The sequence below is a fragment of the Pseudomonas sp. 4CAES_32.4 genome, from assembly GCF_058136335.1.
In genome coordinates this window covers 93,355-117,441 of sequence record NZ_CM176882.1, presented here as the reverse complement: position 1 = coordinate 117,441, position 24,087 = coordinate 93,355, and the positions used below count along the sequence as shown (strand labels likewise).

The 24,087-nt window shown below is 59.4% G+C and carries 27 protein-coding genes; 17 read left to right on the top strand and 10 right to left on the bottom strand.

Annotation, left to right across the window (positions count from 1 at the left end; all coding sequences use genetic code 11):
* Positions 1-90: 90 nt before the first annotated feature.
* The 6 genes from scpC to AC3Y64_RS00555 all read left to right on the top strand — a co-directional run bounded on the left by scpC (position 91) and on the right by AC3Y64_RS00555 (position 5,547).
* On the top strand, positions 91-1,584 hold the full coding sequence (gene scpC, locus AC3Y64_RS00580; RefSeq protein WP_489986064.1) for a succinyl-CoA:acetate CoA-transferase ScpC: 1,494 nt from the start codon (positions 91-93) through the stop codon (positions 1,582-1,584).
* A 321-nt stretch (positions 1,585-1,905) separates the two neighbouring features.
* Positions 1,906-2,121, top strand: a complete 216-nt coding sequence (locus tag AC3Y64_RS00575) for a DUF1127 domain-containing protein (RefSeq protein WP_007911656.1) — start codon at positions 1,906-1,908, stop codon at positions 2,119-2,121.
* 376 nt (positions 2,122-2,497) lie between these two features.
* Complete coding sequence (locus AC3Y64_RS00570; RefSeq protein WP_064389772.1) at positions 2,498-2,815, top strand: DUF2388 domain-containing protein; 318 nt, start codon at positions 2,498-2,500, stop codon at positions 2,813-2,815.
* A 108-nt stretch (positions 2,816-2,923) separates the two neighbouring features.
* Positions 2,924-3,241 carry a DUF2388 domain-containing protein gene (locus AC3Y64_RS00565; protein ID WP_489986063.1) on the top strand — a complete coding sequence of 106 codons (318 nt, stop codon included), beginning with the start codon at positions 2,924-2,926 and terminating at the stop codon, positions 3,239-3,241.
* Between the two features lie 27 nt (positions 3,242-3,268).
* Positions 3,269-3,589: a DUF2388 domain-containing protein gene (locus tag AC3Y64_RS00560; protein ID WP_007911662.1), complete on the top strand. Its 321-nt coding sequence runs from the start codon at positions 3,269-3,271 to the stop codon at positions 3,587-3,589.
* Positions 3,586-5,547: a DUF7844 domain-containing protein gene (locus AC3Y64_RS00555; RefSeq protein WP_489986062.1), complete on the top strand. Its 1,962-nt coding sequence runs from the start codon at positions 3,586-3,588 to the stop codon at positions 5,545-5,547. The genes AC3Y64_RS00560 and AC3Y64_RS00555 overlap by 4 nt, the downstream gene beginning before the upstream one ends.
* 94 nt (positions 5,548-5,641) lie before the next feature.
* On the opposite strand, the gene AC3Y64_RS00550 is transcribed toward AC3Y64_RS00555, so the two are convergent.
* From AC3Y64_RS00550 to trpB, 3 genes are all read right to left on the bottom strand, one after another.
* Positions 5,642-6,097: an anti-virulence regulator CigR family protein gene (locus tag AC3Y64_RS00550; RefSeq protein WP_122593216.1), complete on the bottom strand. Its 456-nt coding sequence runs from the start codon at positions 6,095-6,097 to the stop codon at positions 5,642-5,644.
* A 122-nt stretch (positions 6,098-6,219) separates the two neighbouring features.
* Complete coding sequence (gene trpA / locus AC3Y64_RS00545) at positions 6,220-7,032, bottom strand: tryptophan synthase subunit alpha (protein WP_489986061.1); 813 nt, start codon at positions 7,030-7,032, stop codon at positions 6,220-6,222.
* On the bottom strand, positions 7,032-8,279 hold the full coding sequence (gene trpB / locus AC3Y64_RS00540; RefSeq protein ID WP_489986060.1) for a tryptophan synthase subunit beta: 1,248 nt from the start codon (positions 8,277-8,279) through the stop codon (positions 7,032-7,034). The genes trpA and trpB overlap by 1 nt, the downstream gene beginning before the upstream one ends.
* 114 nt (positions 8,280-8,393) lie before the next feature.
* Between trpB and AC3Y64_RS00535 the strand changes: the two genes are divergently transcribed.
* On the top strand, positions 8,394-9,311 hold the full coding sequence (locus AC3Y64_RS00535; protein WP_489986059.1) for a LysR family transcriptional regulator: 918 nt from the start codon (positions 8,394-8,396) through the stop codon (positions 9,309-9,311).
* Here the strand turns inward: AC3Y64_RS00535 and AC3Y64_RS00530 are convergent.
* Positions 9,284-9,610: an ElaB/YgaM/YqjD family protein gene (locus AC3Y64_RS00530; RefSeq protein ID WP_007911686.1), complete on the bottom strand. Its 327-nt coding sequence runs from the start codon at positions 9,608-9,610 to the stop codon at positions 9,284-9,286. The genes AC3Y64_RS00535 and AC3Y64_RS00530 overlap by 28 nt on opposite strands.
* A 157-nt stretch (positions 9,611-9,767) precedes the next feature.
* Here AC3Y64_RS00530 and AC3Y64_RS00525 point away from each other — a divergent pair, with 157 nt between their 5' ends.
* Together AC3Y64_RS00525 and AC3Y64_RS00520 are read left to right on the top strand one after the other, a co-directional pair.
* Positions 9,768-9,983 (top strand): dodecin, encoded by a 216-nt coding sequence (locus tag AC3Y64_RS00525; RefSeq protein WP_122593208.1) that lies wholly within the window; start codon positions 9,768-9,770, stop codon positions 9,981-9,983.
* 128 nt (positions 9,984-10,111) lie between these two features.
* On the top strand, positions 10,112-10,336 hold the full coding sequence (locus tag AC3Y64_RS00520; protein ID WP_008081153.1) for a DUF1161 domain-containing protein: 225 nt from the start codon (positions 10,112-10,114) through the stop codon (positions 10,334-10,336).
* 149 nt (positions 10,337-10,485) lie between these two features.
* On the opposite strand, the gene AC3Y64_RS00515 is transcribed toward AC3Y64_RS00520, so the two are convergent.
* Entirely contained in the window at positions 10,486-11,487 is a 1,002-nt protein-coding gene (locus tag AC3Y64_RS00515; protein ID WP_489986058.1) for an LLM class flavin-dependent oxidoreductase, read from the bottom strand.
* A 243-nt stretch (positions 11,488-11,730) separates the two neighbouring features.
* Between AC3Y64_RS00515 and AC3Y64_RS00510 the strand changes: the two genes are divergently transcribed.
* On the top strand, positions 11,731-12,162 hold the full coding sequence (locus tag AC3Y64_RS00510; RefSeq protein ID WP_489986057.1) for an OsmC family protein: 432 nt from the start codon (positions 11,731-11,733) through the stop codon (positions 12,160-12,162).
* 267 nt (positions 12,163-12,429) lie between these two features.
* Entirely contained in the window at positions 12,430-12,669 is a 240-nt protein-coding gene (locus AC3Y64_RS00505; RefSeq protein WP_064389762.1) for a DUF1161 domain-containing protein, read from the top strand.
* Between the two features lie 6 nt (positions 12,670-12,675).
* Here the strand turns inward: AC3Y64_RS00505 and AC3Y64_RS00500 are convergent, their stop codons facing one another.
* Both AC3Y64_RS00500 and AC3Y64_RS00495 read right to left on the bottom strand, forming a co-directional pair.
* A complete protein-coding gene (locus tag AC3Y64_RS00500) occupies positions 12,676-13,095 on the bottom strand; it encodes a PA0061/PA0062 family lipoprotein (protein ID WP_489986056.1) in 420 nt (139 codons plus the stop codon).
* Positions 13,096-13,135: 40 nt separating this feature from the next.
* Positions 13,136-13,558 (bottom strand): PA0061/PA0062 family lipoprotein, encoded by a 423-nt coding sequence (locus tag AC3Y64_RS00495; protein WP_489986055.1) that lies wholly within the window; start codon positions 13,556-13,558, stop codon positions 13,136-13,138.
* Positions 13,559-13,617: 59 nt separating this feature from the next.
* On the opposite strand from AC3Y64_RS00495, the gene AC3Y64_RS00490 reads away from it, so the two are divergent.
* A complete protein-coding gene (locus AC3Y64_RS00490; protein ID WP_489986054.1) occupies positions 13,618-14,709 on the top strand; it encodes an aminopeptidase in 1,092 nt (363 codons plus the stop codon).
* Positions 14,710-14,805: 96 nt separating this feature from the next.
* On the opposite strand, the gene AC3Y64_RS00485 is transcribed toward AC3Y64_RS00490, so the two are convergent.
* A complete protein-coding gene (locus tag AC3Y64_RS00485) occupies positions 14,806-15,456 on the bottom strand; it encodes an HAD family hydrolase (protein WP_489986053.1) in 651 nt (216 codons plus the stop codon).
* Positions 15,457-15,485: 29 nt separating this feature from the next.
* Positions 15,486-16,031, bottom strand: a complete 546-nt coding sequence (locus tag AC3Y64_RS00480) for a gamma carbonic anhydrase family protein (RefSeq protein WP_489986052.1) — start codon at positions 16,029-16,031, stop codon at positions 15,486-15,488.
* 88 nt (positions 16,032-16,119) lie between these two features.
* On the opposite strand from AC3Y64_RS00480, the gene prlC reads away from it, so the two are divergent.
* From prlC to AC3Y64_RS00465, 3 genes are all read left to right on the top strand, one after another.
* Positions 16,120-18,171: an oligopeptidase A gene (prlC, locus tag AC3Y64_RS00475; RefSeq protein ID WP_489986051.1), complete on the top strand. Its 2,052-nt coding sequence runs from the start codon at positions 16,120-16,122 to the stop codon at positions 18,169-18,171.
* A complete protein-coding gene (locus tag AC3Y64_RS00470) occupies positions 18,168-18,461 on the top strand; it encodes a YheV family putative zinc ribbon protein (RefSeq protein ID WP_489986050.1) in 294 nt (97 codons plus the stop codon). Before prlC ends, AC3Y64_RS00470 begins: the two co-directional genes overlap by 4 nt.
* Positions 18,462-18,573: 112 nt before the next feature.
* Complete coding sequence (locus tag AC3Y64_RS00465) at positions 18,574-20,610, top strand: M3 family metallopeptidase (RefSeq protein WP_489986049.1); 2,037 nt, start codon at positions 18,574-18,576, stop codon at positions 20,608-20,610.
* Here AC3Y64_RS00465 and AC3Y64_RS00460 read toward each other — a convergent pair whose 3' ends face one another.
* Positions 20,611-21,255, bottom strand: coding sequence for a dual specificity protein phosphatase family protein (locus AC3Y64_RS00460; RefSeq protein ID WP_489986048.1), 645 nt, complete (start codon positions 21,253-21,255; stop codon positions 20,611-20,613).
* Positions 21,256-21,561: 306 nt separating this feature from the next.
* Here AC3Y64_RS00460 and AC3Y64_RS00455 point away from each other — a divergent pair, with 306 nt between their 5' ends.
* Positions 21,562-22,299: a gluconate 2-dehydrogenase subunit 3 family protein gene (locus AC3Y64_RS00455; RefSeq protein ID WP_489986047.1), complete on the top strand. Its 738-nt coding sequence runs from the start codon at positions 21,562-21,564 to the stop codon at positions 22,297-22,299.
* A gap of 2 nt (positions 22,300-22,301) precedes the next feature.
* On the top strand, positions 22,302-24,086 hold the full coding sequence (locus AC3Y64_RS00450; protein WP_489986046.1) for a GMC family oxidoreductase: 1,785 nt from the start codon (positions 22,302-22,304) through the stop codon (positions 24,084-24,086).
* Position 24,087: the final 1 nt, after the last annotated feature.

The following is a 24,087-nucleotide window of genomic DNA, read 5'->3' as shown; positions in this document are numbered from 1 at the left end:
CGCCTCGTTTGCGACCTTGGTAGCGGGACAGGCGCCCGTCAAATTCACTAGACTGCGCATCCTGCTACTCGCTTCCCGAGATAATAATCCATGTACCGTGACCGTATTCGCCTGCCTTCGTTGTTGGACAAAGTGATGAGCGCCGCCGACGCCGCCGCTCTGATTGAGGACGGCATGACCGTCGGCATGAGCGGTTTCACCCGTGCCGGCGAAGCCAAAGCCGTCCCTCACGCATTGGCCGAGCGCGCCAAGGTCACGCCGCTGCAGATCAGTCTGATGACCGGCGCCAGCCTGGGCAATGACCTCGACAAGCAATTGACCGAAGCCGGCGTACTGTCGCGACGCATGCCATTCCAGGTTGACAGCACCTTGCGCAAGGCGATCAACGCCGGCCAAGTAATGTTCATTGACCAGCATTTGTCGGAAACCGTTGAGCAACTGCGCAACCAGCAACTGAAACTGCCGGACATCGCGGTCATCGAAGCCGTGGCCATCACCGAACAGGGCCACATCGTGCCGACCACTTCGGTGGGCAACTCGGCGAGCTTCGCGATTTTCGCCAAGCAGGTAATCGTCGAGATCAACCTGGCGCACAACGCCAACCTCGAAGGCCTGCACGACATCTATATCCCCACGTATCGCCCGACGCGTACGCCGATCCCGCTGGTTAAAGTCGACGACCGTATAGGCAGCACGGCGATTCCGATTCCGCCGGAGAAGATTGTCGCCATCGTCATCACCCAACAGTCGGATTCGCCGTCCACCGTGTCTACGCCGGACGTCGATACCAATGCCATCGCCGAGCACCTGATCACCTTCTTCAAGCAGGAAGTCGATGCTGGGCGCATGACCAACAAGCTCGGCCCGCTGCAGGCCGGGATCGGCAACATTGCCAACGCGGTGATGTGCGGCCTGATTGATTCACCGTTCGAAGACCTGACCATGTACTCCGAAGTGCTGCAGGATTCGACCTTTGACCTGATCGACGCCGGCAAGCTGAGCTTCGCTTCGGGCAGCTCGATCACCTTGTCGGAGCGCCGCAACAGCGACGTGTTCGGCAATCTGGAGAAGTACAAGGACAAACTGATACTGCGGCCGCAGGAGATCTCCAACCATCCGGAAGTGGTGCGTCGCTTGGGCATCATCGGCATTAACACGGCGCTGGAGTTCGACATCTACGGTAACGTCAATTCGACCCACGTCTGCGGTACGCGGATGATGAACGGCATTGGCGGTTCCGGCGACTTCGCGCGCAACGCGCACCTGGCAGTATTCGTGACCAAGTCGATCGCCAAGGGCGGCGCGATTTCCAGCGTGGTGCCGATGGTCAGCCACGTTGACCATACCGAGCACGACGTCGACATCCTGGTGACCGAAGTCGGTCTGGCCGACCTGCGTGGTCTGGCGCCGCGGGAACGTGCGCGGGTCATTATTGATAACTGTGTGCACCCGGACTTCCGTCAGGCGTTGAATGACTACTTCACCGCGGCCTGTGCAATCGGTGGTCACACCCCGCACATCCTGCGTGAAGCGTTGAGCTGGCACATGAATCTGGAAGAAACCGGTCGCATGCTCGCCGTGTAATTCACACAGATAAACCGCTGATGCAAACACAGTTTGCGTCAGCGGACTTTCGAAAGCCTCCAACCCGACAAAAACTGTACTGCTGTACCGGTCATTTCCTACAGCAATTACCTACGCACTCGACTAAATCAGGCCAAAATGCACTACTTAAGTGCAGACAGGTACAGTTTGCTCAATTTTGACCCGTACACCCCCTATAAACAGTTAACTGGTCACTCACAATACAGTTGAACTGTATCTAGAGAGACTAGGCAAACGAGAGGATCATGGGCACCAGTCAAACCACTACCTGATCCCGCCACAAGCGGAAGGATGTCAACCATGGAACGTACACTCAGTTCCGAACTGTTCTTCGAAGACAAAGCTGTAAACACCCAGGCTTCCCTGCCTCTGCGCGTTATCGCCAACCTGATGTTGTGGCAGCGCCGCATCTCCAGCCGCCACCAATTGGCCCGTCTGGATTCGCGTCTGCTGGCTGACGCCGGTATCAGCGAAGCACAACGCTACGAAGAGCTGAGCAAGCCGTTCTGGCGCTAAGTAGCGTCGCTGGCTCTGGTCGCTAGACCCACCGCCAGCAACCCGAATTGAACAAACGAAACCCGTCGTGGGAAACCACGGCGGGTTTTGTCGTTTTGGCCTCTTAAAAATCCAAACCAGTACAGTTCACCAATCTTTAAATAAGACCATTACAATTGTAAGCGCTGCCGAAGGCTGCGATCTTTTGATCTTGAAAATCCAAAGTCAAAGATCGCAGCCTTCGGCAGCTCCTAAGGTTTTTCGTCTGGAGGCTGGTTTGGCGTTCGAATGTGAGCCTAATATCCATGCAGAACGTGGCGAATGCTGTGTCACTGGCGTCTGACTCCTCAGATACCGAGCCACCTCTCAATACGGTTTATCCACAGGAGTTACCCCTATGTCCCGTCTTCGTCTGCTCAGCGCTGCTGCCCTGCTGGCCGTGGCTGCCAACGCCAGCGCTACCAGCTTCATCGTTACCACTGATGCCGTGGTTGGCGCTCTGAAATCATCGTCGGACGCCACTTCCGACGTCACTTCGTCCTTCCGTGACGACAAAATCGTTCTCGCTGCACGTGACGACGCGGCCAGCTTCGTCGCCAGCCAGGGCGAGATCCGTGGCGTGAAACTGGAAAGCGCGCTGGACCACATCCGCCACCAGGCGCCACAGCTGCAAGCGACCGATGCACAACTCGCTCAGGCCATCCTGACGATCTAAGCGATTGCGGCATCTCGGGACACGTCCGGACGTGTCCCGATGCTTTGGCGCTGGCTCTGGCCCGGGCATTGCGCTAGCCTTTGGGCTCGCCAACCGTTATCGAGTCCAATGCGCTTTCTTCCAAATCTCCTGATCCCTTCCGTATTGTTCACCGCCTGCTGGGCGACGTCGGTCGATGCCTTTGATGCTTTTAATGCATCGACACAAGGCACCGTCGTCAGTGGTTACGCCACCAGCATGGTGTCTTCCGCCCCTTTCGACCGTAAACTGCTGCTGGCGGCCCACGAGGATGCCGCCGCATTCGTGGCCACTGACGGCGAATGGCGAGGTGCAAGGCTGGAATCAGCGCTGCATTACCTGCGCAAAACCCGGCCAAAACTTCATGTCAGCGACCTTGAACTGGCAGAGGCAATTCTCGTCCAATAGCTATCCCTGTCCTTTCGGAGTCGTTCCATGCGTAGCCCGCTGATTGCTGCCGCCCTTGGCCTGTTTTTGTTGGCCGATGTGGCCCAGGCGCACACCCTGGTAGCCACCAGTAACATTATCGTTCGTGCCTCCCAGCGCACCATCGATTTCACCTCGGATACCACCACGTCGATCCGCGATTCGAAAATCATCCGCGAAGCCCACGACGACGCCGCCAGTTTCGTCGCCACTAACGGCGATATCCGTGGCGCGCACCTGGAAGCCGCGCTCAATACCTTGCGCACGCGCGTACCGGAAGCGCGCGATGCCAGTGATCAGGTACTCGCCGAAGCCATCCTCGCACTGTGAGGTCGCTTGGCGCCTGGCTACTGGCCGGGGCGTTGTTGCTGCTTGGCAACAGCGCCCACGCCGGCCTGCAATTGCGGCTCAAGACCGACGGTTTGAGCCCCGCCCAACAACAGGCCAGCCAGGCGCTGATCGATGAGGCGATGCAGAAACTGCCGCCAAGCTTTATCGAGCGGCTGGATCGACGCATCGATGTCGGCTGGACCGACGATATGCCCGCCAATGCCTACGGCCAGGCCACGCTGGTTTCCGAACTCGATCTGAACCGCAAACTGCTCAACGGCCTCACCGACGGCAGCGCGGCCAAAGAGAAAACCAATCGCCCCCACGGCACGGTGCGCGAGGAAATGCTCGCTACCGTGCTGCACGAAATCACCCATATTTATGACCGCGCGCGCCTTTGGCCAACGGCCGAACGCACGCTGATCCAGCGCTGCACCCGGCGTTTCAACAGCGCTGGGCTGATCGGCATTCCCGATGAGTGTCGTGGCCAGAACGGTCGCCGCTTCACCCTTAGCGACGACCCGCGCCTGCTCGACCTTGCCGGTTGGCAGCAATACGTCGGCCGGCGCGGTGAGCGCGAACAACACAACCGACAGATCGCCCGCAGCCCGGATCTGTACGAAATCTCCAGCCCGAAAGAGTTCGTTGCGGTCAACATGGAGTATTTCCTCCTCGACCCGAGCTACGCCTGCCGCCGGCCAGCCCTGTATCGCTATTACCAGCAACACTTCGGCTGGGCGCCGCCGGCCAAGGACACTTGCAGCAAGACCTTCGCGTTTCTCAATGCCGGTAATGACTTCGCCAAGCAACCTTTAGGGCAAGTCGATCCGGAACGGGTCTACGCCGTCGACTACCTGCTCGCCGAGGCTAATCAGAACTGGGTCAGCCGCTGGGGCCACAGCATGTTGCGTCTGGTGATCTGCGCACCGGGGCGGCCACGCGGGCCGGATTGCCGACTCGATCTCGATCAGCATCTGGTGCTGTCGTACCGCGCCTTTGTCGGTGATGTGCAGTTGTCGAGCTGGGACGGGCTGGTCGGCAAATACCCGTCGCGGCTGTTCGTGCTGCCATTGGCGCAAGTCATCGACGAATACACCAAGACCGAGCTGCGCAGCCTCGCCTCCGTACCGATCAACCTGTCCCGGGACGAAATCGAAGGCGTGGTCGAACACGCCGCCGAAATGCACTGGAGCTACGACGGCAACTACTTCTTCCTCTCCAACAACTGCGCAGTGGAAGGCCTGAAGCTGTTGCGCAGCGGCAGCAACAACCCACAGTTCGTAGCGCTGGACAACATCATGCCCAATGGTTTGCTGGAAGTGATGAAGGGCCGTGGTCTGGCGGATACCAGTGTGCTGGATGACCCGAAAGAAGCGCTGCGTCTGGGTTATCGCTTCGACTCGTTCCGCGATCGCTATCAGGCGATGTTTGATGTGTTGAAGAAGCAGTTGCCGATCAAGCAGACCACCGTCGAGGAATGGCTTTCACTGACTGCCGAAGAACGCCGCGAATGGTTCGAGCGTGCGGATCTACGCACCAGCGCCGCGCTTTTGCTGCTGGAGCAGGCCAGCTACCGCCGCCAGTTGCTGCTGGCTCAGGACGAGGTCAAGCAGCGTTACCTCGGCGCGCGGGAGCTGGAGAACGGTGGTATGGACAAGGCCAACGCAACGTTGCAGGAAATTCTCGCCAATAGCGGCTTCCTCAGTCGCCCGGCAGAGTTGCTCGATAGTCGCGGTTATGGTTTGCCACAGCCGAGCGAGTTCAAGCGACTGGAAGACGAAAGCAGCCAGCGGCAGAAAAAGCTGCTGGTGCTGTCCGGTGATCTGGATGCAGAAGTGCGCAAGTTGCTGGAGCCCAAGCGCGCTGCCGAAATCGCCGCCAGCGAGGAAAATGTGAAGCAGATCGGCGCGCATTTGCGCAAATTGCACAAAGCCTCGGGCGGCCTGGAACTGCCTTAACAGCAAAAGATCGCAGCCTGCGGCAGCTCCTACAGGATTTGTGGATATCCCTGTAGGAGCTGCCGCAGGCTGCGATCTTTTGACTGCCTAATGATTAATACAGGACGCCATCCAGAATTTCATAAACGATCCCGGTGCCCACCGCGATCAGCACGATATCGCCCCCAGCCCGGCGCCATTCGTAGCCCGGATACACCGGCAAACGACCCAACGCGCGACCGTCCAGGCGCTCACCGTAATACCCGTGCGGCAACGGCCGGCCACGCTCCAGATGAATCCCCGGAGGCGGCGGTGCGCCGCGTACGAAGTAGCCATGATTATCACGAATGGTCTGGCGCACTGGGCCAAAGTCGCGCGGTGGCGGGCCACCACGGTGGTTGTTCTGCGGGCCGCGGTGATCATCACCATGGTTGTCGCCGCGGTTGTCGTGTTGGCCCTGCTGCGGGCCGCCGTGGTCGTGATCGTCGCGCGGATCGGCGCTGGCCAGCAGCGGGGTCGCGCTGATCATCAACACACCCAGTCCGGCAATCAGACGTTTCGGCATTTTCATCGGGTCTTTCCTCACGGCACAAACAGCAAAAAGGGCTGCAGAACGATGTTCTGAAGCCCTCGGTCTTGCTCATTTAGTCTGTGCTTTGAGGTGCTAATTCCTCTGTATCAGGAACTTTACCTTCAGCTGACGCGGGCCTTACGCACGCCTTCAGACAGTGCCGAGCACAGGCTCAAAACACCGTCGATGGCTTGCGCTGGCGTGGTCGCGTTGGCGATGTGATCGATCAATGCCGAGCCCACCACCACACCATCGGCCAAACGTGCGATGGCCGCCGCTTGCTCCGGGGTTCGGATACCGAAACCGATGCTGATCGGCAGGTCGGTATGACGGCGCAGACGGGTCACCGCCTCTTCAACGTGTTCCAGCGTAGCGGCGCCCGCACCGGTGACACCGGCCACCGACACGTAGTAAACGAAACCGGAGCTGCCATTGAGCACTTTCGGCAGACGCGCATCGTCAGTAGTCGGCGTGGTCAGACGAATAAAATCGAGACCCGCAGCCTGCGCCGGATCGCACAGTTCAGCGTTGTGCTCAGGCGGCATGTCGACCACGATCAGACCGTCGACGCCCGCCTCTTTCGCGTCAGCGATGAAGCGTTCAACGCCATACATGTGGATCGGATTGAAGTAGCCCATCAGCACCAGCGGCGTGTCGCTGTTGCCTTCGCGGAACTCGCTAACCATTTGCAGGGTTTTCACCAGGTTCTGCTTGGCGCCCAAGGCACGGATGTTCGCCAACTGGATCGCCGGGCCGTCGGCCATCGGGTCGGTGAACGGCATGCCCAACTCGATCACATCGGCGCCAGCACCCGGCAAGCCTTTGAGAATCGCCAGCGAAGTGTCGTAGTCCGGATCACCAGCGGTGACGAAGGTCACCAGCGCGGCGCGATTCTGTTCTTTGAGGTCGGCAAAACGGGTTTGCAGGCGGCTCATCAGTGTTTCTCCTGCTTTGACTGCTCTTGCTGAGAGTGTTCCATGTGATGCATGACGGTCTGCATGTCTTTGTCGCCACGGCCCGACAGGTTGACCACCATCAGGTGATCCTTCGGCAGCTTCGGTGCGCGTTTGAACACTTCGGCCAAGGCGTGGGCGCTTTCCAGGGCAGGAATGATCCCTTCCAAGCGGCAGCATTTGTGGAACGCATCCAGTGCTTCGTCGTCAGTCACCGAGGTGTATTGAACGCGACCGATGTCATGCAACCACGCGTGTTCCGGACCGATGCCTGGGTAGTCGAGGCCGGCGGAAATCGAGTGGGCGTCGATGATCTGGCCGTCGTCATCCTGCAGCAGGAAGGTGCGGTTGCCGTGCAACACACCCGGAACGCCGCCATTGAGGCTCGCCGCGTGCTTGCCGGTTTCGATGCCGTAACCCGCGGCTTCCACACCGATGATCTCGACGCTTTTGTCGTCGAGGAACGGGTGGAACAGGCCCATTGCGTTGGAACCGCCACCGATGCACGCCACCAGGCTGTCCGGCAGGCGACCTTCCTGAGCCTGCAACTGATCGCGGGTTTCTTTGCCGATCACGGCCTGGAAGTCGCGAACCATTGCCGGGTACGGGTGCGGGCCGGCCACGGTGCCGATCAGGTAGAAGGTGCTGTCGACGTTGGTTACCCAGTCACGCAGGGCTTCGTTCATCGCGTCTTTCAGGGTGCCGGTGCCGGCAACCACCGGAATCACTTCAGCGCCCAGCAGTTTCATGCGGAACACGTTGGCCTGCTGGCGTTCGATGTCAGTGGTGCCCATGTAGATCACGCAATCCAGACCGAAGCGCGCAGCGACGGTGGCCGTGGCTACGCCGTGCATGCCGGCGCCAGTCTCGGCGATGATGCGTTTTTTGCCCATGCGCCGCGCCAGCAGGATCTGGCCGATGCAGTTGTTGATCTTGTGCGCGCCGGTGTGGTTCAGCTCTTCGCGCTTGAGATAAATCTTCGCGCCGCCGCAGAACTCAGTCAGGCGTTCAGCGAAATACAGCGGGCTCGGACGTCCGACGTAATCACGCTGGAAGTAAGCCAATTCTTCTTTGAATGCAGGATCTTCCTTGGCCGCTTCGTATTCGCGGGCCAGATCGAGGATCAACGGCATCAGGGTTTCCGCCACGTAGCGGCCACCGAACGAACCAAACAGGCCGTTATCGTCCGGGCCGTTACGCAGATTGGAAGTGTTCGAAGTCTGGGTCATGAGTCGCTCCAGGTGAATTCGGGTCAAGAGACAATGACGACCACTCTACCCCTGACCTACTACGCTGAAAACCGATAAGATCGCCACAACCTGTCAGGAAAACTCACAGATACCATGAGCCACGACCTTCCCCCGCTGAACGCCCTGCGCGCGTTCGAAGCGACCGCCCGGCTGAACAGCGTCAGTCAGGCCGCCGAGCAACTGCACGTTACCCATGGTGCAGTCAGTCGGCAGCTCAAGGTGCTGGAAGAGCACTTGGGCGTCAGCCTTTTCGTCAAGGACGGGCGCGGCCTGAAACTCACAGATGCCGGTCTGCGTTTGCGCGATGCAAGCGGTGAGGCGTTTGATCGGTTGCGCAGTGTTTGTGCTGAACTCACGCAAAACACTGCCGATGCTCCGTTCGTGCTGGGTTGCTCTGGAAGCTTGCTCGCACGCTGGTTTATCCCACGTTTGGGCCGATTGAATGCCGATCTGCCCGATCTGCGTCTGCATCTGTCGGCGGGTGAAGGCGATCTCGATCCTCGGCGTCCGGGGCTGGATGCTCTGCTGCTGTTCGCCGAGCCACCATGGCCGGCAGACATGCAGGTTTACGAATTGACCGCCGAGCGCATTGGGCCGGTGATGAGTCCGCTGTTCGGCGGCTATCAACGCCTGAAAACCGCGCCAGCCTCAGCGCTGCTCGATGAACCGCTGCTGCACACCACCTCGCGGCCACAAGCCTGGCCGAGCTGGGCACAGCAAAACCACCTCGACGCCAAAGCGCTGAAACTCGGGCAAGGTTTTGAGCATTTGTATTATTTGCTGGAGGCCGCCGTCGCTGGTCTCGGCGTAGCGATCGCGCCGGAGCCATTGGTGACAGAAGATTTGAAGGCGGGTCGCCTGGTTGCGCCATGGGGCTTCTGTGAAACCCCGGCGCAACTGGCGTTGTGGCTACCCAAGCGCGCCGCAGACGGGCGCGCTCGGCAACTGGCGCAATGGCTCAAGAATGAGCTGCGCCAGAGCGATCACTCGCCGCGCTTGAACAGCAAGTAAGCCGCGAGCAAGCCGATCGCACCGACTGCGACACCGGCAGTCGTCCACGGATGTTCCTGCGCGTAATCGCGGGTGGCGATCCCGGTTTCGCGGGTTTTCACTTTGACTTCTTCATAGGCATCGCTGAGCAGGTGACGCGAATGTTTCAGCGCACTTTCGGCATTGCTTTTCAGCGCCTTGAGGGTCTTGCGCGACTCGTCCGAAGCGTCGTCCTTCAGGCTTTCCAACGACTTGAGCAGACTCTCGATCTCGGCTTCCATGCTTTGCAACGAGGCTTTACGTAAAGAGGTGTTGGCCATGGTGGCTCTCCTGCATTGGTGATGAGTGGCGTGTGTTGGTTGGGACTTCAGTGGTTTGAGAAAGTGCAGAAAATCTGAACTTCGCCTGCTCAGCGCCGCCGAAATCAACAGTACAGATTCACTGCTAGTCTCAATTCCACACGCCAAGGAGATCGTTATGAGTGACCATCACACGTACAAGAAAGTCGAGCTGGTCGGTTCGTCCACCACCACCATCGAAGACGCCATCAACAACGCGTTGGCTGAAGCCAACAAGACCATTCGCAACCTGGAATGGTTTGAAGTCACCGAAACCCGTGGTCATATCGAAAACGGTAAGGTTGCGCACTTTCAGGTGACGTTGAAAGTCGGCTTCAAGATTGCCAGCAGCTGAGTTTGGTCTAGTCTTCTGAACTTGCGCGCTGGCCGAGTGCCATAGGAATGGCAAAGCGCTACAGGGTGAGTGCATCGAGTGGATGACTCGATGCCCGCCTCTTTCAATCCGACCAGGGAGTGCGACCGATGAAGAAGTTCATGTTGGCAGTAGGTTTGTTGAGCCTTGCGGGTGGTGCGTTTGCTGCCGGTAAGCCTTGTGAAGAGCTGAAGAGCGAGATCGCAGCGAAAATTGATGCCAAAGGCGCGTCCAATTATTCGCTGGAAGTAGTCGATAAGGGCGCTGCAGCTGACGGTAAAGTCGTTGGCACCTGTGAAGGTGGCACCAAGGAAATCGTCTACAAGCGCGGTTGATTGCGCCTGAAATACAAAAGCCGACGTGAATGCGTCGGCTTTTTTGTGTCCCGTGTAGGCGATGCGGCACGCTGCGATCTTTTGATCCCGATTTTTCAAACCGAAGATCAAAAGATCGCAGCGTGCCGCAGCTCCTACAGGGGTGCGCGTTATCCCTTCATGACCTGTGCCAGCAACTCGTAGGAATGCACGCGGTCGGCGTGTTCGTAGAGATCACTGGTGAAAATCAGCTCATCCGCTTGAGTCTGTTCAACCAACACCTCCAGCTTCGCACGGATTTTCGCAGGGCCACCCACCATCGCCAGCCCAAGGAAATCCCCTACGGCCTCACGCTCGTGCGGCAGCCACAAGCCGTCCATGGTTTTCACTGGCGGGCGCTGTACCAGGCTCTGCCCACGCATCAACGCCAGAATGCGTTGGTACACCGACGTAGCCAGATAATCAGCCTGCTCATCGGTATCTGCGGCCACCAGCGGCACGCCGAGCATCACGTACGGCTTGTCGAGCACCGCCGACGGCTTGAAGTGATTGCGATAGACCCGAATCGCTTCGTGCATGAAGCGCGGGGCGAAATGTGAGGCGAAGGCGTATGGCAAACCGCGCTCACCGGCCAACTGAGCGCTGAACAGGCTGGAGCCGAGCAACCAGATCGGCACATTGGTGCCGGTGCCAGGCATCGCGATCACCCGTTGATCCGGGGTGCGCGGGCCGAGGAAGCGCACCAGTTCGGCGACGTCTTTGGGGAAATCATCAGCGCTGCCGGAGCGTTCACGGCGCAGCGCCCGAGCGGTCATCTGATCAGAACCGGGCGCGCGGCCAAGGCCGAGATCGATCCGGCCCGGATACAGGCTTTCCAGCGTGCCGAACTGCTCGGCGATCACCAGCGGCGCATGGTTGGGCAGCATCACGCCACCGGAGCCGACACGAATGGTCGACGTGCCGCCTGCCAGATAACCCAGCAAAACCGAAGTCGCGGAACTGGCGATGCCGTCCATGTTGTGGTGCTCAGCGACCCAGAACCGCGTGTAGCCGAATTTCTCGACATGCTGCGCCAGGTCCAGCGAATTGCGCAGTGACTGCGCCGGGCTGCCGTTCTCGCGCACTGGTACCAGATCGAGGGTGGAAAATTTTACGTCGGACAGTTGCTTCATAAACCTGCGTCTCCGAGTCGGGAGGCAGGTTATTGATACGAACGAAAACCTGCCGAATTCATAAGCGTGTTTTATGCAATGAGGGCATATACCCGAGTTTCAATAGCCGCGTCGAAATTTCCTACTAAAAAAGTCAACGATTCAACCGGGCTGAACTTTGTTCCGACGTCTATCCTCAGAAGCCTTGCAAGCAAAAAACCACGACGACGCGGCGTTTCCGCGCCAGAGATTGAGGAGGAAGACATGGCTATCGTGAAGAAAGCATCGGCACATTGGGCAGGTGATCTGAAAACCGGTATCGGCTCGATTTCCACTGAAACCGGCGTCCTCAGAGAAGCGCCTTACGGCTTCAAGGCGCGCTTCGAAGGCGGCAAAGGCACCAACCCGGAAGAACTGATCGGCGCCGCGCATGCTGGTTGTTTCTCCATGGCGTTCTCGATGATTCTGGGCGATGCGGGCCTGACAGCCGACAGCATCGACACACAAGCGGAAGTGACCCTTGATCAGGTTGAGGGCGGTTTCGCGATCACCGCGGTGAAGCTGATTCTCAAGGCGAAGATCCCGGGGGCGACGCAGGCGCAGTTCGAAGAGCTGAGCAACAAGGCCAAGGAAGGCTGCCCGGTTTCGAAAGTGCTGAATGCGAAGATTACCCTTGAGGCTTCGCTGGTCAGCTGATTCGACCCGCTCAAGTAACAGCAACATAAATCCTGTGGGAGCTGGCTTGCCAGCGATAGCGGTGTGTCTGGGGACATCTATAGCTGCTGTGCCGACGTCATCGCTGGCAAGCCAGACTCCCACAAGGTTTTCGTTGCCCGCAAATTTTCGTACGCACAGTCGCACAAGTTGTGAGCGAAGTCAGAACCCCCGCTGTAAAAATATGGTCGAATCAATGACAGCAGCTTCAGCGCACGCCCGTGCGCGCTGCCTCAGGGAGCTTCACTCATGAAACGTATTGGCTTGGCGATCCTCTGCAGTGCACTGGCCACCTCGGTTTTTGCCGCACCCAAAGACTGCGAAGAACTCAAGAAAGAGATCGAAGTCAAGATTCAGGCTAAAGCAGTGCCGTCCTACACGCTGGAAATCGTCAGCAAGGAAGAAGCCGCAAAACATGACATCGCCATGGTGGTCGGTTCATGTGAGAACGGCACCAAAGCGATCATCTATCAGAAGAACGACAGCTGAGTCACCTCAGATAATGCAGTTGTAGTCGTAATCCTCGGCGACGATTTCACGCTTGGCGTTGTAGAGCCGGGCGCTTGGAGTGAACGCCAGCGAACGGCCCTCCAGCAGATAACGCTGCCCGGCCTCGAAATGGTCAAAACGGATGTACATGTAGCACAACCGCTCAACCGGGCCAGTCATCAAAGCGCCGCCACCACCAAACACTTCAAAATCAAACCGCACGCGCAATTCATGGCTGCCGGGGGTGACCTGAAAATAGCGCCCGTCGTTCAGGCGCTGCTTGTCGAGGCGCTCGGCCATCAGCAACTTGCCGCCCGGCGTCGGCGTCGAAAAGTCGACCCAGGCCATTTGCGGGTCGACCGGGGGCAGCGGCGTCTGACAACCGGCCGAAAGACTGGCAACGAGTAACAACGGCAACGTGCGCATGACGAATATCCACAGGTCTGGATATTCAGCATAGCGCCGATCAAGTGCTCTGGCAGCCCGCCGGCGTACCTTGGCCGACGACTTTGCGCTGCTCGTCATAGAGTTTGGCCCATGGCCGGAAACCAATACTGCCGGCCTGCAACTGATAACGCTGACCTGCGTTGAAATCCTTGAATTTCACACTCAACTGGCAATCGCGCCACAGCGGTTCGGCGTCTGGACCGATGTTGGTCGCTTCAACCGGAAATTGATAACGCACCTTCAGCTCATGGCTGCCGGGTTGCACTTCGAAGTAGCGTTTATCGACCGCAGCGGTGGTATCGACTTGCAGCGCTTGCAGCGCCGTGTCCTGTTGTCGGGCATCGAGGTCGATCCAGGCTTGAGAAGGGTCGGGATCGGGCATGCCGAAATTGGCACAACCGGCCAGCGTCAGCAGGCCTCCTGTCAGCATTAACATGCGCATAGCGGTGCTCCTTTAGGCGGGATAGTCTTGCCAGCAGACTCTCCGGGGGATTTCTTATTTTGATCAGGCCGTTTCCAAGCCTTGGGTTACTTGATCGCGTTTTTCCGATTTTGTTTCCGGGTGTGTTGTTTTTGTTGCTCAACGGTTGCGCCAGCGTCAGCTATTACAGCCAGTTGGCCAGCGGCCAGCTGCAATTGCTGCGGGCGCGGGAGCCAGTGGAAAAAGTCATTGCCGACCCGAGCCGCGATGCGAAATTGCGCACGCACCTGGCCCAGTCACAAAAGGCCCGGGCGTTCGCCAGCGAGCATCTGCACCTGCCGGACAACCAGAGCTATCGCCTGTATGCCGACATTGGCCGGCCATTTGTGGTGTGGAACGTGTTTTCCACTCAGGAGTTTTCCCTGACACCGCAGAATCATTGCTTCCCGATTGCCGGCTGCGTGGCCTATCGCGGCTACTACAGCCAGAGTGCGGCGCGCGGTGAAGCGGCGCTTCAGCGTTTGCAGGGCATGGACGTATCGATCGGCGGCGTCGAGGCGTATTCGACGCTCGGCTGGTTCAACGACCCGATCCTCAATTCGATGATGGGCTGGGGCGATGAGCGCCTGGCCACGCTGATTTTTCATGAGCTGGCCCATCAACGTTTTTATGTGCAGGACGACACCGAGTTCAACGAGTCCTTCGCGACGTTTGTCGAGCAGGAAGGCACGCGGCAGTGGCGGGCGTTTCGCGGGTTGCCGGCGGACACTGACTCACGGTTGAAGCAGCGCGATCAGTTCATCGAGTTGGTGCTGGATGTGCGGTCACGGTTGGAAAAGTTGTATGCACAGCCGCTGTCGACCGAACAGATGCGCGAACGCAAAGCGGCGGAATTCGAACAATTTCGCCGGGCTTACAGGGTGATGCGCGATAGCCAGTGGGCCGGGGATAAACGCTATGACGCCTGGGTGAATGCGCCGCTGAACAATGCGCGGCTGTTGCCGTTCGGGCTGTATGACCAGTGGGTGCCGGCGTTTGCCGCTCTGTTTCGCCAGGCTGGTGGGGATTGGGTGAGGTTTTATGCAGAGGTTGAGCGGTTGGGGGCCCTGCCTGTCGCAGAACGCAAAGCGGCGCTGAAAGCGTTGGCAGGCTCGTCGATCTCTGGCGGCTGACAGGCCGGCATCGCTAGCAGGGCTAGCTCCCACAGGGGATTTGCGTCGTATACAAATCCAATGTGGGAGCCAGCCCTGCTGGCGATAGCTGAATGATCAGCGCCGCAGAAATGCCTGATGCAACTCGCCCAGTGTTTCAAAGTGATAAGCCGGCGCTTCGGCATTCAACTCTTCAAAACTGCCAAACCCATAACCCACCGCCGCCGCATCCAGTCCATTGCTGCGCGCGCCGATCAAGTCATGCTTGCGGTCGCCGATCATCAGCGTATTCGCCGGATCCAGTCCTTCTTCTTTCATCAGATGAGCAATCAGCTCGACCTTGTTGGTTCGCGTGCCATCCAGCTCGCTGCCATAAATCACCTTGAAGTGCCGGGCAAAGTCGAAATGCCGGGCGATCTCGCGGGCGAATTCCCACGGCTTCGATGTCGCGATGTACAGCTGCCGACCTTGCCCGCTCAGGGTTTCCAGCAACGGCGTGACACCCTCAAACACACGGTTCTCGTACAGGCCGGTGACCTTAAAGCGCTCGCGATAGAAATTCACCGCCTGCCACGCCTTGGCCTCGTCAAACTCGTAGAACTGCATGAACGCTTGCAACAGCGGCGGGCCGATGAAGTGTTCGAGCTTGGTCAGGTCCGGCTCATCGATGCCGAGCTTGGCCAAGGCAAATTGAATGGAACGGGTGATGCCCTCACGCGGGTCGGTCAGGGTGCCATCGAGGTCGAACAGTACGGTTTGGTAATGCATGAGTATTCCTGAGCAGTCGCAAATTCGATTCAGAGTGTGTCGTAGCCTTCGGCCAGATGCAGATCCTTGAGCTTCACGTAATTCGCCGCGCTGTAGGTGAAAAAGGCATTTTCCTTGTCCGTCAGCGGACGGATCTGTTTCACCGGGCTACCCACGTACAGGAAGCCGCTTGCCAGGCGTTTGCCCGGCGGCACCAGGCTGCCGGCGCCGATGATCAAGTCGTCCTCGACCACCGCGCCGTCCATGACGATGCTGCCCATGCCGATCAACACGCGGCTGCCGACGCTGCAGCCGTGGAGCATGACTTTGTGGGCGATGGTCACGTCATCGCCGATCAGCAGCGGAAAGCCATCGGGGTTGAACGGGCCGGCGTGGGTGATGTGCAGCACGCAGCCGTCCTGCACGCTGGTGCGCGCACCGATGCGGATGCGGTGCATGTCGCCACGGATCACGGTCAGCGGCCAGACGGAGCTGTCTGCGCCGATTTCGACGTCGCCGATCACCACCGCCGAGCTGTCGACAAATGCGCCTTTGCTCAGGCTGGGGGTGTGATTCTGGTACTTGCGAAGGGACACGATAATTTCTCTCTCTGTCGCCGATAGCTGCGGTGAGTGCCGATTGTAATTAAGATGGGGCAATGTTTCCCCAGCCAAGGTGCCAACCGTGAGCGTGAACAACCCTCTGCTGCAGTCCTACGACCTGCCACCGTTCTCCACGATCCGTGCCGAACACGTCCTGCCCGCCATCGAAACGATCCTGGCCGACAACCGCGCCGCCATTGCCGAAATCCTCAAGACTCAGGTTCAGAACCCTACCTGGGCCGGCCTGGTATTGGCGATGGACGAACTCAATGACCGCCTCGGCGCTGCCTGGAGCCCGGTCAGCCACCTCAATGCCGTGTGCAACAGCGCCGAACTGCGCGAAGCCTACGAGTCGTGCCTGCCAGCCCTGAGCGCCTACTCAACCGAAATGGGCCAGAACCGCGAACTGTTCCAGGCCTATGAAGCGCTGGCCAACAGCCCGGAAGCCGCCGGTTTCGACGTGGCGCAAAAGACTATTCTGGAACACGCCCTGCGTGACTTCCGTCTGTCGGGTATCGACCTGCCGGAAGCCGAACAGAAACGCTACGCCGAAGTGCAGAGCAAACTGTCCGAGCTGGGCAGCCGCTTCTCTAACCAACTGCTCGATGCCACGCAGGCGTGGACCAAACACGTCACCGACGAAGCCGCCCTCGCTGGCCTGACCGATTCGGCCAAGGCGCAAATGGCTGCCGCCGCACAGGCCAAAGGCCTCGACGGCTGGCTGATCACCCTGGAATTCCCGAGCTACTACGCGGTGATGACCTACGCGCAAGACCGTGCGCTGCGTGAAGAAGTCTACGCCGCCTACTGCACCCGCGCCTCTGACCAAGGCCCGAACGCTGGCCAGAACGACAACGGCCCGGTAATGGAAGAGATCCTCGACCTGCGTCAGGAACTGGCCAAACTCTTGGGCTTCGCCAGTTTCTCGGAACTGAGTCTCGCCACCAAAATGGCCGAGTCCAGCGATCAGGTGCTGAGCTTCCTGCGCGATCTGGCCAAGCGCAGCAAGCCATTCGCTGCGCAGGATCTGCAACAGCTGCGCGCGTACGCCGCCGAACAGGGCTGCGCCGATCTGCAAAGCTGGGACAGCGGTTTCTACGGTGAAAAACTTCGCGAACAACGCTACAGCGTCGCCCAGGAAACCCTGCGCGCGTACTTCCCGATCGACAAGGTGCTTGGCGGTCTGTTCGCCATTGTTCAGCGTCTGTACGGCATCGAAATCGCCGAGCAGAAAGGCTTCGACACCTGGCACCCGGACGTTCGCCTGTTCGAAATCAAGGAGAACGGCCAGCACGTCGGCCGCTTCTTCTTCGACCTCTATGCTCGCGCCAACAAGCGTGGCGGTGCCTGGATGGACGGCGCCCGCGACCGTCGCCGCACCGTCGACGGCGTGCTGCAAAGCCCGGTGGCCAATCTGGTGTGCAACTTCACCCCGGCCGACAGCGGCAAGCCTGCACTGCTGACCCACGATGAAGTGACCACGCTGTTCCACGAATTCGGGCATGGCCTGCATCATCTGCTGACCCGCGTTGATCACGCCGGTGTTTCCGGGATCAACGGCGTGGCTTGGGACGCAGTCGAGCTGCCGAGCCAGTTCATGGAAAACTGGTGCTGGGAGCCCGAAGGCCTCGCGCTGATTTCCGCTCACTACGAAAGCGGCGAACCGCTGCCGCAAGATCTGCTGGAAAAAATGCTCGCGGCGAAGAACTTCCAGTCCGGCCTGATGATGGTCCGTCAGCTGGAGTTCTCGCTGTTCGACTTCGAACTGCACGCCACCCACGGCGACGGCCGCAGCGTGCTGCAAGTGCTCGAAGGCGTGCGTGACGAGGTGTCGGTGATGCGTCCGCCAGCCTACAACCGCTTCCCGAACAGCTTCGCGCACATCTTCGCCGGCGGTTACGCGGCGGGTTACTACAGCTACAAGTGGGCTGAAGTGCTGTCGGCCGATGCCTTCTCGAAATTCGAAGAAGACGGCGTGCTCAACGCAGAGACCGGTCGCGCCTTCCGCGAGGCGATTCTGGCCCGTGGCGGCTCACAGGCGCCGATGGTGCTGTTCGTCGACTTCCGTGGCCGTGAGCCGTCGATTGACGCACTCTTGCGCCACAGCGGCCTGAGTGAGGACGCGGCAGCATGAGTGAGGGGCCTGTGATTACCAAGAAGCGCTTTATCGCCGGGGCCGTTTGCCCGGCGTGCAGCGAGCCGGACAAGTTGATGATGTGGAGCGAGGACGATGTTCCGCACCGTGAATGCGTGGCCTGTGGTTATTCCGACACGTTGAATGCCCAGGGCCTGTCGGTGCCGAAAGAACTCGGCACGCGGGTCAACACCAGCGCGCTCGAAAAGCCAGCAGCGGACAAGACCGTGCAAGCGGTGCAGTTCTTCCCGAACCCGAAACTGAAGAAAAAGCCCGACGAGCAACACTGAGTCAGCCCCACCTTTCACTGTTTCGGCGGTGGAAGGTGGTATCTGTCTACCGCCCCCTCCCCGCGCTTCCTGCCTAATCTGGACTTTTCCGCCAGACGTCAAGGAAGACGCCATGTCCGATTTCAATCCACTGCTACAAAACTGGGACCTGCCGCCCTGGTCCAGCGTACGCGCCGAACATCTGGTGCCGGCACTCACCACCCTCGTCGCGACCAATCGACAGACCATCAGCAACATCGTCGCCAGCCAGTCGGCCATGCCCAATTGGGATGATCTGGTGCTGGCAGTCGATGAAACCGACGCACGACTTGAACAAACCACCGCTGTGATCGAAGTACTCTCGATGGCCTATTCCGATGAGGTGGACTGGCTCCTCGCCGCGTCGGCGAGCAGCAAGATTGTCGATGCGTACAAAGCCTGGAAAATGGGCAATAAAGCACTGTTCCGTGCCTATCAGAGCCTCGATAAAAGCCCCATCGCACGCAATTTCGATGCCTCTCGTCAAGCCGCGCTGAGCAAAATCCTGCGCAAGTTTCGTTTGTCCGGGATTGAATTGACGGTTGAACGCCAACAGGAGCTGGCCGGACTGGATGGCGAAATCAGCCGCTTGGAAGCGTTGTTCCTCGGCAATCTCGACGGCGACAGCTCGAAGTGGCACAAGCGCATTGATGACATCGGTCAGTTGGCGGGGCTGCCTGCCGTCGCCCAGCAACGCTTTGCCCAACTGGCCGAGGCCGCCGGCCACAGCGGCTGGTTGTTGCCGCTGGATCTCAATACTCACTTGCAGGTGATGACGTACGCGCAAAACCGTGCGTTGCGCGAAGAGTACTTCCTCGCTTACTTCACTCGCGCATCAGAACAAAGTCCGCATTCAGGCCAGAATGACAACGGCCCAGTGCTGGAATCCTTGCTCGCGCTGCGTCATCAAAAGGCCCGCTTGCTGGGCTTCGACAATTTCGCGCAATTGCGCCAGGCCTCGGTGGCTGGGGAATCGACAGCTGCCGTCAGTGCGTTTATGCAACGTATGACTGAATCCAGCGAACAGGTGCGCAGGCAGGATACCGAGGCGCTCAACGCCTATGCGCTCACGCGCGGCATTGCTGAGGTACAGGGCTGGGATCAGGAGTTTCTTGTCGAACAGCTACGCAATGAGCAATTCGATGACGCCCTCGAAGGTCTGCGAGATTATTTCCCGCTTGAGGGCACCCTGCGTCGCCTGTGCCTGTTTTCTGAGCGCATGTTTGGCGTGCGCATTGCCGAGCTGACAACCTTTGAACGCTGGCACGATCACCTGCGCCTGTTCGAGATCAGCGAACACGGGCAGATCCTCGGCTACCTCTACCTTGACCCTTTCAAGGGCGAGAACACCCTGGATTTTGCCGGCACGATGACTCTGCGTAACCGTCGGATCACCGCCGAAGGTCGGCCAGTGCTACCGATCGCCCTGATCTCGTGCAACCTGTCGTCCGCAGTTGAAGGTCATCCGACCCTGCTTGAACACCTTGATCTGCGCGTGCTGTTCCACGAGTTCGGCCATTGCCTGCAACATATTCTGACGCGCTCCCCACACCACACGCTCTCGGGTATTTCGCAAATGGCCCGCGCGACGGCGGAATTCAGCGGCGAGCTGTTTGAGCGCTGGTGCTATTCCCGGGAATTTCTCTTGTGGTTGGGCGCGCACCATCGCAGTGGTGAACGCTTGAGCGAGAAGCGCGTCGACGCCGTACTGGCCGCCCTGCGAAGCCAGGCCAGCCGCCAAACCGCCATCCATCTGACCATGGCCATGCTGGACTTCGATCTGCACGCCAGTCACGGCGATGGCCGCAGCGTTGCGCAGGTGTTCAAGGACGTGCAAGCAAAGATCCCGCAACTCAAGCTGCCGGAGAGCTGCCGGTTCGCCAACGGTTTTGACTACATGGTGACCGGTTACCAGGCCATGGTGTACGCCTACCTCTGGTCCCGGGTGCTGGCCAGCGAGGTGTTCAAGCGGTTTGAGCAGGATTGGGTATTCAACCCGACGACGGGCCGGGAGTTTCGCGAAACCTTCTTCACGCCGGGCGATGCGCACTCGCTGTTGAGTGCGGCACAGAATTTTCTGGGGCGACCGATTGAATTGTCCTCGCCTGCACCGAACCTCGACACGGCCTGACTAATTGAGATTGACCGACTGCAACCAGCTCTTCATCGAGCAGGTGGCGAACGCGCTGGTGCTGCAATCACCATTGGCCAGCGCGGTGCGCAGCTTGTCGGCATCGGCCTGCATCACATAGCGCACGCTGTCACGAAAATGGCCGCTTTCACCAAAACCGCCTTGGGTCATTTCGCTCAAGGCGTCTTCTTTGCTCCAGCCTTGCACGACCACGCGGTACATCGCCGCCATCAGTCCAGTGCGATCAGAGCCGTGCTTGCAATGCATCAACACCGGGCCGTCGGCTTCGGCGGCTTGAATGGCGCGCAGGGCTTTGAGCACGTCAGCGTCGTCGACGTGGTTGGTGCGATAGGGCAATTGCACTTGATGGATACCCGGCTCGGACAACCAGTTGCTGTCAGCTTCCGGGAGGAAGTTGATCACCGTAGCGACCTTGAGATTCTTCAACAAAGGCACCGCGCCGCCATCGGGCAGTGCGCTGCGATAGAGCGTCGGCGACATCTGGAACAGGTTGTATTGCACTTCCACCGGTTGCGCCCACTCGGCAGGACGAACCGCTGTGGCGACGTCGGCCTGCGCCGGCATCCAGTGCAGCAGCGCAACAACCGATAAACACAAAGCAGGAAGCAAACGCACTCGGGACATGCTGGGTTGACCGTATCGGGATTCTTCAATGAGAGAGACCGCAGCTTGATCGCTGGCCGGTCAAAGCCCCGTGAGGCGCCTGTCAAAGAAACGTGAATCTGCAGGGTTTCGTCGATTTCATCGGTTGAAAACGGTCTTTTTTCCACTGAATCGATTCATCCGGATGCTTAGCCTGCTACCATTTGTCACATCATGTTGCAGGCGTGGCCCGACTTATCGGGTCAGATCCGTTCCCGTCGCGACAAAAAACCCTCAAGCCATTCGCAGAAATGGCTGCAACCCTTAATGCCTGATGAGGTTTCCCCCATGTCTGATCAAGATCGAGACAACCCGCGGCGTGAGTTTTTGCGCAAATCCCTGACCCTGATTCCTGTGGTCACCCTGGCCGGCACCGGCCTGGGCAGCAGCGTCCTGCAAGCTGCACCCGAAGCGGCGCCTGCTGCGCAACCCGCTCGCGCCGACGCCGATGTTTATCAGCCGAGCTATTTCACCGCCGAAGAATGGGCGTTCATCAATGCCGCCGTCGCGCAATTGATCCCCAACGATGCCCAAGGCCCCGGCGCGTTGGAAGCCGGCGTGCCGGAATACATCGACCGTCAGATGAACACGCCATACGCCGCCGGCGCCCTTTGGTACATGCAAGGCCCGTTCAATGCCGACGCCGCGCCGGAAATGGGCTGGCAGAGCAAACTGGTGCCCAAAGAGATCTATCGCCTCGGCATCGCCGCCACGGATCAGTGGGCAAAATCCCTCAACGGTAAAGTATTTGCTGAGCAAGACAGCGCTACCCGAGACGATTTGCTCAAGCAACTCGAAGCTGGCAAACCACAATTCGATGCGGTTCCGGCGAAGATTTTCTTCAATTTGCTACTGCAAAACACCAAGGAAGGGTTCTTCTGCGACCCGATCCATGGCGGCAACAAAGGCATGGTCGGCTGGACCATGATCGGCTTCCCCGGCGCCCGCGCCGATTTCATGGATTGGGTGGAACGCAACGAGCAATACCCCTTCCCGGCAGTTTCGATTCGCGGCGAGAGGGCGTAAGCATGGCAACGGTAATGAAGAAGGTAGATGCGGTCATCGTCGGTTTCGGCTGGACCGGCGCGATCATGGCCAAGGAACTCACCGAAGCGGGGCTCAACGTGCTGGCACTGGAGCGCGGGCCGATGCAGGACACTTACCCCGACGGCAACTATCCACAGGTGATCGACGAACTCACCTACAGCGTGCGGAAAAAACTCTTTCAGGACATCTCCAAAGAGACCGTCACCATTCGCCACAGCGTCAACGATATTGCTCTGCCGAACCGCCAGTTGGGCGCGTTCCTGCCGGGCAATGGCGTCGGCGGCGCCGGCCTGCACTGGTCGGGCGTGCACTTCCGGGTCGATCCGATCGAGTTGCGCATGCGCAGCCACTACGAAGAGCGCTACGGCAAAAGCTTCATTCCCAAGGACATGACTATCCAGGACTTCGGCGTCAGCTATGAAGAGCTGGAGCCGTTCTTCGATTTCGCCGAAAAAGTCTTCGGCACCTCGGGCCAGGCGTGGACGGTGAAAGGCCAACTGGTCGGTCAGGGCAAGGGTGGTAACCCTTATGCGCCGGATCGCTCCAACCCGTTCCCACTGGAAGCACAGAAGAACACGGTGTCCGCGCAGCTGTTCGGCAAAGCGGCTACAGAAGTCGGGTACAAACCCTACAACCTGCCGTCCGCAAATACGTCGGGGCCGTACACCAACCCTTACGGCGCGCAGATGGGCCCGTGCAACTTCTGCGGTTTCTGCAGTGGTTACGTCTGCTACATGTATTCCAAGGCTTCGCCGAACGTGAACATTCTGCCGGCGCTGAAACCGCTGCCGAATTTCGAGCTGCGCGCCAACGCCCACGTCTTGCGCATCAACCTCGATAGCACCAAGAGCAAAGCCACCGGCGTCACCTACGTCGATGCTCAGGGTCGCGAGATCGAGCAACCGGCGGATCTGGTGATTCTCGGCGCGTTCCAGCTGCACAACGTGCGTTTGATGCTGCTTTCGGGCATCGGCAAACCGTACGACCCGATCACCGGCGAAGGCGTGGTCGGGCGTAACTTCGCCTACCAGAACATGGCGACCATCAAGGCGTTCTTCGACAAGGACACCCACACCAACAACTTCATCGGCGCGGGCGGCAATGGCGTGGCGCTGGACGACTTCAACGCCGACAACTTCGACCACGGCCCGCACGGCTTCGTCGGCGGCTCGCCGATGTGGGTCAACCAGGCCGGCAGCCGGCCGATTGCCGGCACCTCGAACCCACCGGGCACCCCGGCCTGGGGCAGTGACTGGAAACGCGCGACCGCCGATTACTACACCCACCAGGTGTCGATGGATGCCCACGGTGCGCATCAGTCCTACCGTGGCAACTACCTCGATCTCGACCCGGTGTACCGCGATGCCTACGGCTTGCCGCTGCTGCGCATGACCTTCGACTGGCAGGAAAACGACATCAAGATGAACCGCTTCATGGTCGAGAAAATGGGCAAGGTCGCCGAAGCGATGGGCCCGAAAGCCATTGCAGTGATTGGCAAGAAAGTCGGCGATCACTTCAACACTGCGGCGTATCAGACCACCCACCTCAACGGTGGCGCGATCATGGGCACCGATCCGAAGAAGAGTGCGCTGAACCGTTATCTGCAGAGCTGGGACGTGCACAACGTTTTCGTGCCGGGCGCCTCGGCGTTCCCGCAAGGCCTGGGTTACAACCCGACCGGTCTGGTGGCTGCACTGACCTACTGGTCGGCGAAAGCGATCCGCGAGCAATACCTGAAAAACCCCGGCCCGCTGGTTCAGGCTTAAG